This window comes from Pseudomonas sp. NFACC42-2 (assembly GCF_900116055.1).
Classification (GTDB): Bacteria; Pseudomonadota; Gammaproteobacteria; order Pseudomonadales; family Pseudomonadaceae; genus Aquipseudomonas; species Aquipseudomonas marginalis.
This window is the reverse complement of sequence record NZ_FOZO01000023.1, coordinates 22,852-36,255: the sequence shown is the minus strand read 5'-3', so window position 1 is coordinate 36,255 and position 13,404 is coordinate 22,852. Positions and strand designations below refer to the sequence as shown.

Sequence of the window (13,404 nt, the reverse complement as noted above, 5' to 3'; positions counted from 1 at the left end):
ATGACAGGCTTGAGGAGGCCGAGAGGGGCTCAGAGATGGGGTGGTGCTTTTTTTTGAGGGCGGATCCGAGGGTTTTATTGACTTTCAGGGCCAATCGGGGGCAAGCCCCCTCCCACACTTTAATTGTGAACAGTCAAAATGCGGCAGGGGGCTTGCCCCCGATAGCCATTTCATAGACACCACAGCCCTCAATGCAGCCGCTTGCGGCACATCAGCTTGGCCAATTTCGCCGTATCCGGCCGCTCAATCACGCCCTTCTCCGTCACAATCACATCAATCAAGTCGGCCGGAGTCACATCAAATACCGGATTAAACGCATTGACCTCCAAGCGCTGCCCCATGACCTCCAGCAGCTCACCGGGATCGCGCTCCTCCAAGGCCACATCGTCACCAGTGGCCATCATCAGGTCCAGGCTCGAACTCGGCGCCACCACCATGAAACGCACGCCGTGGTGCATGGCGCACACCGCCAATTGATAGGTGCCGATCTTGCTGATCACATCGCCATTGGCGGCAATGCAATCAGCGCCGACGATCACCCAGGTGATGCCCTTGGTCTTGAGGAGATGCGCACCGGCCGAGTCGGCATTCACAGTGACCGGGATCCCCTCGCCCGCCAGCTCCCAGGCGGTCAGCCGCGAGCCTTGCAGCCATGGGCGGGTTTCATTGGCGTAGACGTGCTCGACCAAGCCTTCCAGGAAGGCCGCGCGAATCACCCCGAGGGCCGTGCCGACACCGCCGGTTGCCAAGGCGCCGGCGTTGCCATGGGTCAAGATCGCCTGGGCGTTGCCCTGATGCTTGCGAATCCGCTCAACGCCCAACTGGGCCATGACGAGGTTGGCTTCCCGGTCGCTTTCATGGATAGCGATCGCTTCAGCCTCCAGCACCGCCAGCGGATCGGCGTGCTTCTTGACGCGATCCAGGCGATCGCGCATGCGCTTGAGCGCCCAGAACAGGTTCGAGGCGGTCGGACGGGTATCGGCCAGTAGTGCGTAGTCCTCTTCCCAGGCGGCCTGCCAGTCACCGCCCTCGGCGATGCGCTCGCGAGCGGCGAGCACCAGGCCATAGGCCGCGCTGATGCCGATGGCCGATGCGCCACGCACCACCATGGCGCGAATGGCCGCAGCCACTGCATCGACCGTGGTGCAGGCCACCCAGCGTTCCTGGGACGGCAGGGCGCGTTGATCGAGCAGGTGCAGCGTGCCATCACGCCAATCGATGGCCTTCACTTTCTCCGCTGCCAACAGTCGATCGCGCATCCATCACCCCATACTCATCAACAAAAGCCGCCGATTATAGCGATCCGCCAGCCAGGACGCTCGGGTATACTTCGCGCTTCTTTTATAGCTGCCCGGGAAGAAGCCTGCGATGACCTCCACTGCCGCCCCGCTCGACTTATTGCTACTGCCAACCTGGCTGGTACCTGTCGAACCCGCCGGCGTGGTGCTCAAGGACCATGGCGTGGGCATCCGCAATGGGCGTATCGCCTTTATCGGTCCACGGGCTGCGGCGTTGAAGCTGTCGGCCACTGACGTGCGCGAACTGCCGGGCATGTTGCTCAGTCCAGGCCTGATCAACGCCCACGGGCATGCGGCGATGAGCCTGTTTCGCGGTCTGGCCGATGACCTGCCCTTGATGACCTGGCTGGAAAAACACATCTGGCCCGCCGAAGCCAAGTGGGTCGACGAGGCCTTCGTGCGTGACGGCACCGACCTGGCCATTGCCGAGCAGCTCAAGGGCGGTATCACCTGCTTCTCGGACATGTACTTCTACCCCAAGGTCGCCAGCGATTGCGTGCATAACAGCGGCATGCGTGCGCAGATCGCGATTCCGATCCTCGACTTCCCGATTCCCGGCGCCGGCACCGCCGATGAGGCGATCCGCCAGGGCATCGAGCTGTTCGGCGACCTCAAGCACCATCCGCGCATCAAGATCACCTTCGGCCCCCACGCGCCCTATACGGTGTGCGATGCCAACCTGGAAAAGATCCGGGTCATCGCCGAAGAGCTGGACGCCGCGATCCATATGCATGTGCATGAAACCGCTTTCGAGGTACAACAGGCCGTCGAACAGACCGGCGAGCGGCCATTGGCGCGCCTGGGACGCCTCGGTTTGCTGGGCCCGCGCTTCCAGGCCGTTCATATGACCCAAATCAGCGAGGACGACCTGGCTTTGCTGGTAGAAAGCAACACCAGCGTGATCCATTGCCCGGAATCGAACCTGAAACTGGCCAGTGGCTTCTGCCCGGTGGAGCGTCTATGGCAGGCGGGCGTCAATGTGGCCATCGGCACCGATGGCGCCGCCAGCAACAACGACCTGGACCTGCTGGGTGAAACCCGTACCGCCGCGATGCTGGCCAAGGCCGTCGCGGGTTCGGCCACCGCCCTGGACGCCCACCGTGCGCTACGCATGGCTACGCTCAACGGTGCACGTGCCATGGGCCTGGAAAGTGAAATCGGCTCCCTGGAAGTGGGCAAGGCGGCGGATATGGTCGCCTTCGATCTGACGGGGCTGGCGCAACAACCGATCTACGATCCGGTCTCACAGCTTATATATGCCACCGGACGCGATTGCGTGAAACACCTTTGGGTCGCCGGCAAGCAGTTGCTCGACGACCGGCAACTCACCCGCATGGATGAACAACAGTTGACCACCACGGCCATTGCCTGGGGAAAACGCATCAGCGGGCACACCGAATAACGCTGGCTCTGAACCTGCGTGTTCAGGACCGACAAACCGATTTATCAGATTTAGAGGATTCACCATGAGCAACGTCGACCACGCCGAAATCGCCAAGTTTGAAGCCCTGGCCCACCGCTGGTGGGACCGCGAAAGCGAGTTCAAACCCCTGCACGACATCAACCCGCTGCGGGTCAACTGGATTGACGAACGCGTCAACCTGGCCGGCAAGAAGGTGCTGGACGTCGGTTGCGGCGGCGGCATCCTCAGCGAAGCCATGGCCCAGCGCGGCGCCACCGTGATGGGGATCGACATGGGCGAAGCGCCGCTGGCCGTGGCCCAGTTGCACCAGCTGGAATCCGGCGTGAGCGTGGAATATCGCCAGATCACCGCCGAAGCCCTGGCCGAGCAAATGCCCGAGCAGTTCGACGTGGTCACCTGCCTGGAAATGCTGGAGCACGTACCAGACCCATCGTCGGTGATCCGCGCCTGCTTCCGCATGGTCAAGCCGGGCGGCCAGGTGTTCTTCTCCACCATCAACCGCAACCCCAAGGCCTACCTGTTCGCGATCATCGGCGCCGAATACATCATGAAGCTGCTGCCGCGCGGCACCCACGATTTCAAGAAATTCATCCGCCCTTCCGAACTGGGTGCGTGGAGCCGCCAGGCCGGGCTGACCGTCAAGGACATCATCGGCCTGACCTACAACCCGCTGACCAAGCACTACAAACTGGCCAGCGACGTTGACGTCAACTACATGATCCAGACCCTGCGCGAGGAGTAAGCCTGTGAAGTTGCGAGCGGTTCTCTTCGACATGGACGGTACCCTGCTGGACACTGCGCCGGACTTTATCGCCATCTGCCAGGCGATGCGCGCCGACCGCGACCTGCCACCAATCAACCCACAGCATATCCGCGATGAAATCTCCGGCGGTGCGCGGGCGATGGTGGCCGTGACCTTCTCGATGGACCCGGAATCCCCCGGCTTTGAAGAGCTGCGCCTGGAGTTCCTCGAGCGTTACCTGAAGGGTTGTGCGGTCCACAGCACACTGTTCGACGGCATGGCCGAACTGCTGGAAGACATCGAGAAATCCAAGCTGATCTGGGGCGTGGTCACCAACAAGCCACTGCGCTTTGCCGAGCCGATCATGCAGCAACTGGGCCTGGCCAAGCGCTCGGCGCTGCTGATCTGCCCGGACCATGTGAAAAACAGCAAGCCGGACCCGGAGCCGATGATCCTGGCGTGCAAGATGCTCGGCCTGGACCCGGCCAGTGTGTTGTTCGTGGGGGATGACCTGCGTGACATCGAGTCCGGCCGCGACGCCGGCACCCGCACGGCGGCGGTCACCTATGGCTATATCCACCCGGACGACAACCCGCGCCATTGGGGCGCGGATGTGGTGGTGGATCACCCGCTGGAACTGCGCAAGGTGCTGGATAACGCACTGTGCAGTTGCTGATGGCTCACCAACCCAGCTGACCTATGATGATCCCCTGTGGGAGGGGCGGTGCGACGATTCGACTTGCCCCCGATTGCAGTGTGTCAGTTACTGCATTTGTTGACTGATCCACCGCTATCGGGGGCAAGCCCCCTCCCACAGGGGATCTCCACCGGTCTCAAGTTTTGTGCTGAAACATGTTGAATTCTGTCGAGGCTTTTTATGTTTGATTACTCTGCACGTCCAGAACTGCTCAAAGGCCGGATCATCCTGGTGACCGGCGCCGGTCGCGGAATTGGCGCGGCGGCGGCGAAAACCTACGCCGCCCATGGCGCCACCGTGCTGTTGCTGGGCAAGACCGAAGCCAACCTGGCCCAGGTGTATGACGAGATCGAAGCGGCCGGCCACCCGCAGCCGGTGGTGATCCCCTTCAACCTGGAGACCGCCCTGCCCCATCAATACGATGAGCTGGCAGCGATGATCGAAAAAGAATTCGGCCACCTCGATGGCCTGCTGCACAACGCCTCGATCATCGGCCCACGTACGCCGATCGAGCAGTTGTCCGGCGAGAACTTCATGCGGGTGATGCACATCAACGTCAATGCGATGTTCATGCTCACCAGCACGTTGTTGCCGCTGCTCAAGCTGTCCCAGGATGCGTCGGTGGTGTTCACCTCCAGCAGCGTCGGGCGCAAGGGCCGGGCGTATTGGGGCGCTTACGGGGTGTCGAAATTCGCCACTGAAGGCTTGATGCAGACCCTGGCGGATGAGCTCGAAGACGTGGCTGCAGTAAGAGCCAACAGCATCAACCCAGGCGGCACGCGCACCAGCATGCGGGCCCAGGCATATCCAGGGGAGAACCCGATGGAAAGGCCGGCACCGGAAGAGATCATGCCGGTGTACCTGTACCTGATGGGCCCGGACAGTACCGGCATTAATGGGCAGGCGTTTGACGCCCAGTAACAACTGACACACCGGAACTAAATGTGGAAGGGGGCTTGCCCCCGATTGCAGGGTGTCAGTCACTGTATCTGTGACTGACCCAACGCTATCGGGGGCAAGCCCCCTCCCACATTTGTATTGCGGTGTTCTCTAGGCCTTAGTTTTTCACGACATCTTCAAGCGTGAAACGACCCAACGGGTTTTGCAGGAAGTTGCTCACATTCTTGCGTGAGATGTTGATGTACGGGCTGTAGTACAGGTCGATCCAGTTCACATCCTGTTTCGCCAGTTTCTGCAGTTCGACATACATCTGCTCACGCTTGACCGGGTCAGCCTCGATGCGCGCCGCCGCCACCAGCTCCTTGACCTTGTCGTTCTTGTAGCGGGTCATGTAGTTCTGGTTGGTGTCGTGACCCAGTACGAAGGTGGTCTTCTGGTCCGGGTCGAGGATGTCGTTGGTCCAGTACATCACCGAAATATCGTACTCACCGTCCACCAGCATCTGCCAGCTTTGGGTCGGGTCGACCTTCTGCAGGTTGGCGGTCACGCCGACCTTGGCCAACTGGTCCTTGATGATCACCGCGATCTGCTCGTCGGCTTCGTTGCCGGCGTTGACCACATAGTTGAGCTTCAAGTCCTTCGCGCCAGCCTTTTCCAACAGTTTCTTGGCGGCGGTCGGGTCATACGGGCGTTGCAGGTTGTTGGCGTAGTGGAACAACGAGCCTTTCGGGATGTAGGAATAGGCCACCGTGCCCTGACCGTAGGTCGCGGTTTTCACCAGCGACTGTTTGTCGATGGCCATGTCCAGCGCCTCGCGTACTTCCTGCTTGGCCAGCAGACCGTGGGCGTGGTTGATCAGCAGGTGATCTTCACGGGTGGACGGGTCGGAGTGGATCACCACGTTCTTGTCTTTCTTCAGCTCTTCAACCCGGGAAAACGGTACGAAGATCGCCGTGTCCAGCTCGTTGTTCTGCACCATGCGCATCCGCGTGTTGTCGTCGGTCACGGAGACCCACTCCACGCCATCCAGGCTGACCTTCTTGGCCTGCCAGAAGTTCGGGTTCTTCTTCAGGATGACCCGGTCGCCCTTGCGCCATTCGTCTACGGTAAACGCGCCGGAGGTCACCGGATTCTCGGAATAGGCGTCTTCCCCCATTTTGGTCATGGCTTTTTCCGACAGGATCGACACCGTCGGCGAGGCCAGTTGCGACAGGAAGGCGACCGCCGGAGTCTTCAGTGTGACAACCAGGGTTTTCGAGTCCGTCGCTTTGGCGGTGTCGATCAGGTTGAAGGGATCAGCCCACAACGAAGCCTTGTTATCGCGGATGCGCAACAGGCTGAACGCTGCATCCTCGGCGGTGATCGCCGAGCCATCGGAGAACTTCGCATCGCGCAGCTTGAAGGTGTAGGTCAGGCCGTCCTTGGAAATATCCCAGCTTTCAGCCAGGCCCGGCTCCATCTTGGTCCCCAGGTTGTCCACGCGTACCAGGGTGTCGTAGACGTTGGCAAATACCCAGGTATCGCGGTTTTGCGCGCTTTTGATCGGGTCGAACGTGGTGCTGTCTTCACGGCAACCGATGGTCAGGACGCCGGCGGCCTGGGCCAGGCCGGCGGTCAACGACCAGGCGGTCAGCGTGGCAGCGGCGAGCAATTTCAAGTGGCGCGATTGCATGTCATAACTCCTTGTTCATGATGGGCAGGAAGGGTCAACGGTTCTTCAAGCACGCAACTGTATCGATGCTCGTGCAGGGAATGGATAGGCGGCAATACCACGGAACACATCGTCCGGGCGTACCGGCAACGCGGGTGGAAGGCACAGCCCGTAGGCAAATTCAGCGGGCTCGGCGGCTCGCCAGGTAACGGCTGCGTCGGCAAGGGCCGGTGCGGATCGATCTCCGGAATCGCCTCGATCAACGCCGCCGTATACGGATGGCGCGGCGCGGTGAAGACCGCTTCCACCGGCCCTTCCTCGACGATCTTGCCCAGGTACATCACCGCCACGCGGTCGCACAGGCGCCGCACGATGGCCAAATCGTGGGCGATAAACAGGATCGCCAGGTTCATGCGCTGTTGCAGTTCCAACAGCAGGTTGATGATCTGGCCCTGGATCGATACATCCAGGGCCGCCACGCATTCATCGGCGATGATCAAGCGCGGCTCCACCGCCAGCGCCCGGGCAATACCGACACGCTGGCATTGGCCGCCACTGAGGGCGCCGGGTTTGCGACTGGCCAGTTCGGGGCGCAGGCCGACCAGGTCAAGCAGTTCGTTGACGCGAGCCGGGATGCGCGCTGCCGGGACTTTGCGCTGCACCCGCAGCACCTCGGCGATGGTTTCGCCGATGGTGTGGCGCGGGTTCAACGCGGCGTAGGGATCCTGGAAGATCATCGCCGTTTCCTGGCGCAGGCGCGCGATGTCGATCGCGCTGCCATGGGCCATATCGATGCCATCGAACAGCACCTGCCCGGCACTGATCGGGTTGAGGTGCAGGATCGCGCGGCCCAGGGTGCTTTTGCCGCTGCCGGACTCCCCCACCAACCCCAGGGTTTCACCGGCTGCAAGGTTCAGCGACACACCGTTCACCGCCCTCACCCATTGCTTGTTCAGGCCGAACACCCCCGTGCCGGACGCGGCGAACCGCACCTCCAGGTCCTTGATCTGCAACAGGCTCATGGGCGTGCTCCCAACGGGTAGTGACAGGCCACGCGCGCCCCTTCGGGCAACCGTTCGGTGCACAACGCGCCGACCTGCGGGCAACGCGGGTTGAAGCGGCAGCCACCGGGCAATGCATCGAGCAAGGGCGGCTGGCCGGGGATGGTACGCAGCAACCCAGGGCCACTGCCGTGGGCCGGTTGGCAATCAATCAGGCCGGCGGTGTAGGGGTGTTGCGGGTGGGCGAGCACGTCGTACTTGCTGCCGTGTTCGCACAGGCGCCCGGCATACATCACGGCGATGGAATCGCAGGTTTGCGCGACCACGCCGAGGTCGTGGGTGATCATGATGAGCGACAGGCCGCGCTGGTCACGCAGGTCCAGCAACAGGCGCAGGATCTGTGCCTGCACGGTCACGTCCAACGCCGTGGTCGGCTCGTCGGCAATCAATACGTTCGGGTTGCAGCCCAGGGCCACGGCGATCATCGCGCGCTGGCGCATGCCACCGGAAAATTCATGGGGATAGTTGTCGACCCGTGCCTGGGGATCGGGAATGCCCACCTGGCGCAACACTTCGATGGCTTGTCGGCGCGCGTGTTTTTTTGACGCGCCCTGATGCAGGCGGATGCCTTCGGCGATCTGATCGCCGATGCGCATCAAGGGGTCGAGGTGGCTGCTGGGGTTCTGGAAGATCATGCCCAACTGTCCGCCACGCACCGCGCGCATGCCGGTGTCATCCAGTTGCAGCAGGTCCTGGCCCGCCAGGCGTACCGCACCGCCCTGCACACGCAGGTTGGGCGACGGCAACAGGCGCATCAAGCCACGGCAGGCCATGGTCTTGCCCGAGCCGCTTTCACCCACCAGACCGAGGATCTCGCCTTCGGCCAGGTCGAAGGACACGCGGTCGACCAAGGTCACATCGCGCCCGCTGTTGTTGGCGATCACACTAAGATCCCGCACTTGAAGCAGACTCATGAGCGATCCCCCAACACTTGCGCCACACCATCGGCCAGCAGGCTGAAGCCCATGGCCAGGGTCACGATGGCCAGCCCCGGAAAGGTGCAGATCCACCAGGCCGTGGTAATAAACGCCTGCCCTTCGGCAATCATCGTCCCCCACTCCGCCGTCGGCGGTTGCACGCCCAGGCCCAGGTAGCTCACGGCGGCACCGTTGAGCAGTACCAGCACCGCGTCAGACATGGAAAATACAATCGAGCCAAACATCGCATTCGGCAGCAAATGCCGGAACAGGATGCGCCCATGGCCAAAGCCCAGGCTCTTGGCTGCCAGGGCGAAGTCGCTTTCCTTGAGCACCAGGATCTGGGAGCGGATCAGCCGTGCATACGACACCCAGCCCACCAGCGCCATGGCGATATAAAAACTCTTCAGGCCCGGACCGAGAATAGCCATGATCGCCAGCATCAACACCAGGAACGGGAACGCCAGGATCACATCGATCACGCGCATGCAGAAACTGTCGAAGCGCCCGCCGATATAGCCGGAAACCGCGCCGACAAACGTGCCGATCATGAACGGGAAAATTACCCCGATAATGGCCAGTTGCAGATCGACGCGCGCGCCCCAGATCACCCTCGAAAGGATGTCTCGACCGTAGTTATCCGTACCGAATGGATGGGCCAGACTCGGCCCCAGCAAGCTGATGTCGGTGTTCTGCGCGATCGGGTCATAGGGCGCGATCCACGGCGCACACAGCGCCAGGACCAACCACACCAGCAGGATCAACAGCCCCCACGCGGCCGTCAGGCGGCCATTGCGAAAGCCAAACCGCAGACGCAGGCGCCATGGGGCAATCAGTGGACGGCTGCTCATTGCATTTTCACCCGAGGATCGAGGGCCACCGTGACCACGTCGGCGATAAAGTTGACCACCACCGTCGCACACGCCAGCACCATGGCCACGCCCTGCACCACCATGTAGTCGCGGGTAAAAATGCCGCGCACCAGCAACTGGCCGATACCGGGAATGGCGAACAGGCTTTCGATCACGACGGTGCCGCTGATCAGCCAGCCGATATTCACCGCCAGCAGGTTGACCGCCGGCACCAGGGAATTGGGCAGCACATGGCGTCGGAACACCGCAGCTTCCGACAGCCCACGCGCCCGCGCGGCAGTGACGTGGTCGGCCTGCAGCTCCATCAACATGCTCGCCCGCAGGTTGCGCACCAGCACCGCCGACAGCGCCAGGGCGATGGTCAGGCACGGCAAGACCATATGGTGCGCCTTGTCCAGCCAGGTACGGCCGTAGCCGGACACCGGGAACAAGCCCCATTGCACACTGAGCAGCAGGATCAGCATCAGGCCCAGCCAGAACGCCGGCATGCCCAGGCCCACGGTGGTGAACACGCGGATCAGGTTGTCCGCCCACCCGCCTTTATTGCGCGCGGCCCACGTCGCCAGCGGCACCGCGATCAGCAGTGCCAGCACCACACTGCCAAGCACCAGCACCAGGGTGGGTTCGATGCGGGTGACGATCAATTTCAAGGCGTCGACTTTGTACAGCAGTGATTGGCCGAGATCGCCCTTGAGCAGGTTCTTCAGGAAATAGAAATACTGCTGCCACAAAGGCTGGTCGAGGCCGTACTGGGCGCGGATTTTCAGCAAGGCGTCCGGCGTGCTGCGCGAGCCCAGCAGGGCCCGTGCCGGGTCGCCAGGAATCGAGCGCACCAGCACAAACGTGATCAGGCTGATGCCAAACAGTACCGGCAGCAATTGCAGCGGCCGGGACAGTACAAAACGGTAGCGCGCCAGGTTCATCTGTCAGCCTCGGTGGCGAGCGAGAAAGTCCAACAGTACCGGAAAATAAGCCTGTGGCTCTTCATAGAACGGCATATGGCTACTGTTGGGAAATACATGCAGTTCGGCGTGTCTGGCCGCCATCTTCATGCGCATGGCGCAGGCTGGGGTGAGTTCGTCGTGCTGGCCGGTGGTGATCAGGATCGGCATGTTGAAAGCGGCCATCTCGGGGATGCGGTTCCAGTCCTTGAGGTTGCCGACGTAGAGGAATTCGTTGGGGCCCTGCATGGTTTCGTAGGGGCCCATGTTCCAGTCGCCGAGGGAGCGCTTGACCGGTTCGGGCCATTCGTCCAGGCGGCAGACGTGGCGATAGTTGAGCAAGGTGATCGCGGCCTGGTACTGCGGGTGATTCAGGGTGCCCATGGCTTCGTGGCGTTGCATCATCGCCACGGTCTCACTGCCCAGCGCGCCGCGCAGGCGTTCGAGTTCTTGAGAAAGATGCGGAATGTCGCCGACGGTGTTCTCGAGGATCAGGCTTTTCAGCCTGTCGGGGTAATGGATGGCGTATTCGATGCCCAGCCAGCCGCCCCAGGAATGCCCGAGCAGGTGCACGCGGCCGAGGCCAAGGGCTTGGCGTACGGTTTCGACTTCTTCGACATAACGGCGGATTTCCCACAGGGAAACATCGGTCGGTCTGGCTGATGCGCCTGTGCCAAGCTGGTCGAATGCAACCACTCGCAGGTCATGGTCCTTGAGCCAGCCATGGGCGTCGCGCAAGTAGTCACACGGCAGGCCCGGCCCGCCGTTGAGACACAAGAGCACCTCATCGCCTTCGCCGAAGCTGTAGACCACGAGGTTGTGGCCATCGACTTGCACGTTGTACTGCTGGTCGGGGGCAATTTCACGCCACATGCATACATTCCTTGTGTTGTATCGGCCTGGCGGGCAGCGGCCGTTTATCAGGCCAACACTACCGAGGATGCCGCGCGTCCATAACCTGGTATTTCTTATAGGTTTGGCCTGGCAGTCCTTCGCCGGGGCGTGGCATTCTACTTGCAGGAAGTGGAGATTCAAATGAATTCGGGAGCAGAACGGATGCTGGCCAAGCTAACTGCCTTCAATCAACGTCTGATGCCGGGCAGGAGCCTGGATGAGCAGATGGACAACACTTTTATCCTCGCCCAGCAATTGGGCTTCGATGCACTGGTATACGACTACACCCCGGTGCCGATCGACCAGGATGGTGCATTGATCACCCCCTCGGTGCTGGAGCTGCGTAACACGCCGACCGATTGGCATGCGCTGTGGTGCAGCAAGGGTTTCTACCAGATCGACCCGGTGCAACACCTGGCCCTGCGCACGGTATCGCCGTTCGTGTGGTCCTACGAAGCCAAGGCTGACACGGCCCTGCAAACCATCATCGACCCTTGCCACGCCCCCGTTTCGTCCTACCTGCACGACCAGCAACTGACCTGCGGCGTCAGCGTGCCGATGCATCTGCCCCGTGGCGGCTTCGCGTCACTGACCGGCTTGCGCACTGGCAAAACGCCTACTGTGCTGCAGGACACGCAGCAGACCTTGTCGGACTTCAGCCTGATTTCCCACGCGTTGCAGGAAGCGGCCTACCCGCTGTTCGGCAAGGAGCTGCGCACCTACCCGCACATTCACCTGACCAAACGTGAACGCGAATGCCTCAAATGGGCCGCCGACGGCCTGACCGCCGCCGAAATCGCCACGCAACTGAGCCGCTCACTGGCCGTCGTCACCCTGCACCTGGCCTCGGCGATGCACAAACTGGGCGCCAAGAACCGCGTGCAGGCGGTGGTCCGCGCCACCCATTACCGCCTGCTGGAAGACTGATCCCCCGGCAAAACCTAGCTGTTTTGCTAGTTACCTAAATCTCGCCCGCAGACTATCGTGTCTCTGATCATTTTTTCAGGGCAGGGCAGGAAATGGACTTCATCGAAAAAATCCGCGAAGGGTATGCCGCGTTTGGCGACTACCAGACCTGGTACCGCGTCACTGGCGACCTGGCCAGCGGCCGCACGCCGCTGGTGGTCATCCACGGCGGCCCGGGCTGCACCCATGATTATGTCGACGCCTTCAAGGACGTCGCGGCCAGCGGTCATGCGGTCATCCACTACGACCAACTGGGCAACGGCCGCTCCACGCACTTGCCTGAGAAAGACCCGTCCTTCTGGACCGTCGATCTGTTCCTTAAAGAACTGGACAACCTGCTGGACCACCTGCAGATCAGCGATAACTACGCGATCCTTGGTCAGTCCTGGGGCGGCATGCTCGGCAGCGAGCACGCAATCCTGCAACCCAAGGGCCTGCGTGCGTTTATCCCGGCCAACTCACCGACCTGCATGCGCACCTGGGTCAGCGAAGCCAACCGCCTGCGCAAGCTGCTGCCCCAAGGCGTGCATGAAACCCTGCTCAAGCATGAAGCCGCCGGCACCTACCACGATCCGGAATACCTCGCCGCCTCGCGGGTGTTCTATGACCAGCATGTGTGCCGGGTGAACCCATGGCCGGAAGAAGTGGCGCGCACCTTCGCCCAGGTCGACTCGGACCCCACGGTGTATCACGCCATGAGCGGCCCGACCGAGTTCCACGTGATCGGCAGCCTGAAGGACTGGAAATCCATTGGCCGCCTGTCGGCCATCAAGGTGCCGACCCTGGTGATTTCCGGCCGGCATGACGAGGCCACTCCACTGGTGGTCAAGCCATTCCTGGATGAGATCGCGGATGTGCGCTGGGCGCTGTTCGAAGACTCCAGCCACATGCCCCACGTGGAAGAACGCCAGGCGTGCATGGGCACCGTGGTGAAGTTTCTGGATGAGGCGTGCTCTGTTCCGCACACAGTCCGCAAGGCTGGTTGAGTTCCAAATGTGGAAGGGGGCTTGCTCCCGATAGCAGAGTGTCAGCCACTGTATTT

The 13,404-nt window shown here is 61.8% G+C and carries 13 protein-coding genes; 6 read left to right on the top strand and 7 right to left on the bottom strand.

The window, feature by feature from the left end:
• Nucleotides 1-188: 188 nt before the first annotated feature.
• A complete protein-coding gene (mtnA, locus tag BM416_RS26410) occupies nucleotides 189-1,259 on the bottom strand; it encodes an S-methyl-5-thioribose-1-phosphate isomerase (protein ID WP_092489964.1) in 1,071 nt (356 codons plus the stop codon).
• Between the two features lie 109 nt (nucleotides 1,260-1,368).
• On the opposite strand from mtnA, the gene BM416_RS26405 reads away from it, so the two are divergent.
• The 4 genes from BM416_RS26405 to BM416_RS26390 all read left to right on the top strand — a co-directional run bounded on the left by BM416_RS26405 (nucleotide 1,369) and on the right by BM416_RS26390 (nucleotide 5,081).
• Complete coding sequence (locus tag BM416_RS26405; protein ID WP_092489963.1) at nucleotides 1,369-2,700, top strand: TRZ/ATZ family hydrolase; 1,332 nt, start codon at nucleotides 1,369-1,371, stop codon at nucleotides 2,698-2,700.
• A 64-nt stretch (nucleotides 2,701-2,764) separates the two neighbouring features.
• Nucleotides 2,765-3,463 carry a bifunctional 2-polyprenyl-6-hydroxyphenol methylase/3-demethylubiquinol 3-O-methyltransferase UbiG gene (gene ubiG / locus BM416_RS26400; RefSeq protein ID WP_092489962.1) on the top strand — a complete coding sequence of 233 codons (699 nt, stop codon included), beginning with the start codon at nucleotides 2,765-2,767 and terminating at the stop codon, nucleotides 3,461-3,463.
• Nucleotides 3,464-3,467: 4 nt separating this feature from the next.
• Nucleotides 3,468-4,139, top strand: coding sequence for an N-acetylmuramic acid 6-phosphate phosphatase MupP (gene mupP, locus BM416_RS26395; RefSeq protein ID WP_092489961.1), 672 nt, complete (start codon nucleotides 3,468-3,470; stop codon nucleotides 4,137-4,139).
• Nucleotides 4,140-4,340: 201 nt separating this feature from the next.
• Nucleotides 4,341-5,081, top strand: coding sequence for a YciK family oxidoreductase (locus BM416_RS26390; RefSeq protein ID WP_092489960.1), 741 nt, complete (start codon nucleotides 4,341-4,343; stop codon nucleotides 5,079-5,081).
• 136 nt (nucleotides 5,082-5,217) lie between these two features.
• Here the strand turns inward: BM416_RS26390 and BM416_RS26385 are convergent, their stop codons facing one another.
• From BM416_RS26385 to BM416_RS26360, 6 genes are read right to left on the bottom strand one after another with little or no spacing between them, the layout of a single operon-like run.
• Entirely contained in the window at nucleotides 5,218-6,732 is a 1,515-nt protein-coding gene (locus BM416_RS26385) for an ABC transporter substrate-binding protein (RefSeq protein ID WP_065939299.1), read from the bottom strand.
• Nucleotides 6,714-7,733, bottom strand: a complete 1,020-nt coding sequence (locus tag BM416_RS26380; protein WP_092489959.1) for an ABC transporter ATP-binding protein — start codon at nucleotides 7,731-7,733, stop codon at nucleotides 6,714-6,716. The genes BM416_RS26385 and BM416_RS26380 overlap by 19 nt, the downstream gene beginning before the upstream one ends.
• Entirely contained in the window at nucleotides 7,730-8,686 is a 957-nt protein-coding gene (locus BM416_RS26375) for an ABC transporter ATP-binding protein (protein WP_092489958.1), read from the bottom strand. Before BM416_RS26375 ends, BM416_RS26380 begins: the two co-directional genes overlap by 4 nt.
• On the bottom strand, nucleotides 8,683-9,540 hold the full coding sequence (locus BM416_RS26370; protein ID WP_065928124.1) for an ABC transporter permease: 858 nt from the start codon (nucleotides 9,538-9,540) through the stop codon (nucleotides 8,683-8,685). The genes BM416_RS26375 and BM416_RS26370 overlap by 4 nt, the downstream gene beginning before the upstream one ends.
• Entirely contained in the window at nucleotides 9,537-10,484 is a 948-nt protein-coding gene (locus BM416_RS26365; protein WP_027604190.1) for an ABC transporter permease, read from the bottom strand. The genes BM416_RS26370 and BM416_RS26365 overlap by 4 nt, the downstream gene beginning before the upstream one ends.
• Nucleotides 10,485-10,487: 3 nt before the next feature.
• The gene (locus BM416_RS26360) at nucleotides 10,488-11,375 is read right to left on the bottom strand and encodes a proline iminopeptidase-family hydrolase (protein ID WP_092489957.1); all 888 of its coding nucleotides are present in this window, start codon (nucleotides 11,373-11,375) and stop codon (nucleotides 10,488-10,490) included.
• Between the two features lie 183 nt (nucleotides 11,376-11,558).
• Here BM416_RS26360 and BM416_RS26355 point away from each other — a divergent pair, with 183 nt between their 5' ends.
• On the top strand, nucleotides 11,559-12,323 hold the full coding sequence (locus tag BM416_RS26355; protein ID WP_092489956.1) for a LuxR family transcriptional regulator: 765 nt from the start codon (nucleotides 11,559-11,561) through the stop codon (nucleotides 12,321-12,323).
• A gap of 92 nt (nucleotides 12,324-12,415) precedes the next feature.
• Nucleotides 12,416-13,348, top strand: coding sequence for a proline iminopeptidase-family hydrolase (locus BM416_RS26350; RefSeq protein ID WP_027604193.1), 933 nt, complete (start codon nucleotides 12,416-12,418; stop codon nucleotides 13,346-13,348).
• The last annotated feature ends 56 nt before the right edge of the window (nucleotides 13,349-13,404 follow it).

What these genes read in the sequence shown, in the direction of transcription:
- mtnA (WP_092489964.1), bottom strand. Translation starts at nt 1,259, where the DNA reads ATGCGCGATCGACTGTTGGCAGCGGAGAAAGTGAAGGCCATCGATTGG.
- BM416_RS26405 (WP_092489963.1), top strand. Translation starts at nt 1,369, where the DNA reads ATGACCTCCACTGCCGCCCCGCTCGACTTATTGCTACTGCCAACCTGG.
- ubiG (WP_092489962.1), top strand. Translation starts at nt 2,765, where the DNA reads ATGAGCAACGTCGACCACGCCGAAATCGCCAAGTTTGAAGCCCTGGCC.
- BM416_RS26390 (WP_092489960.1), top strand. Translation starts at nt 4,341, where the DNA reads ATGTTTGATTACTCTGCACGTCCAGAACTGCTCAAAGGCCGGATCATC.
- BM416_RS26385 (WP_065939299.1), bottom strand. Translation starts at nt 6,732, where the DNA reads ATGCAATCGCGCCACTTGAAATTGCTCGCCGCTGCCACGCTGACCGCC.
- BM416_RS26380 (WP_092489959.1), bottom strand. Translation starts at nt 7,733, where the DNA reads ATGAGCCTGTTGCAGATCAAGGACCTGGAGGTGCGGTTCGCCGCGTCC.
- BM416_RS26375 (WP_092489958.1), bottom strand. Translation starts at nt 8,686, where the DNA reads ATGAGTCTGCTTCAAGTGCGGGATCTTAGTGTGATCGCCAACAACAGC.
- BM416_RS26370 (WP_065928124.1), bottom strand. Translation starts at nt 9,540, where the DNA reads ATGAGCAGCCGTCCACTGATTGCCCCATGGCGCCTGCGTCTGCGGTTT.
- BM416_RS26365 (WP_027604190.1), bottom strand. Translation starts at nt 10,484, where the DNA reads ATGAACCTGGCGCGCTACCGTTTTGTACTGTCCCGGCCGCTGCAATTG.
- BM416_RS26360 (WP_092489957.1), bottom strand. Translation starts at nt 11,375, where the DNA reads ATGTGGCGTGAAATTGCCCCCGACCAGCAGTACAACGTGCAAGTCGAT.
- BM416_RS26355 (WP_092489956.1), top strand. Translation starts at nt 11,559, where the DNA reads ATGCTGGCCAAGCTAACTGCCTTCAATCAACGTCTGATGCCGGGCAGG.
- BM416_RS26350 (WP_027604193.1), top strand. Translation starts at nt 12,416, where the DNA reads ATGGACTTCATCGAAAAAATCCGCGAAGGGTATGCCGCGTTTGGCGAC.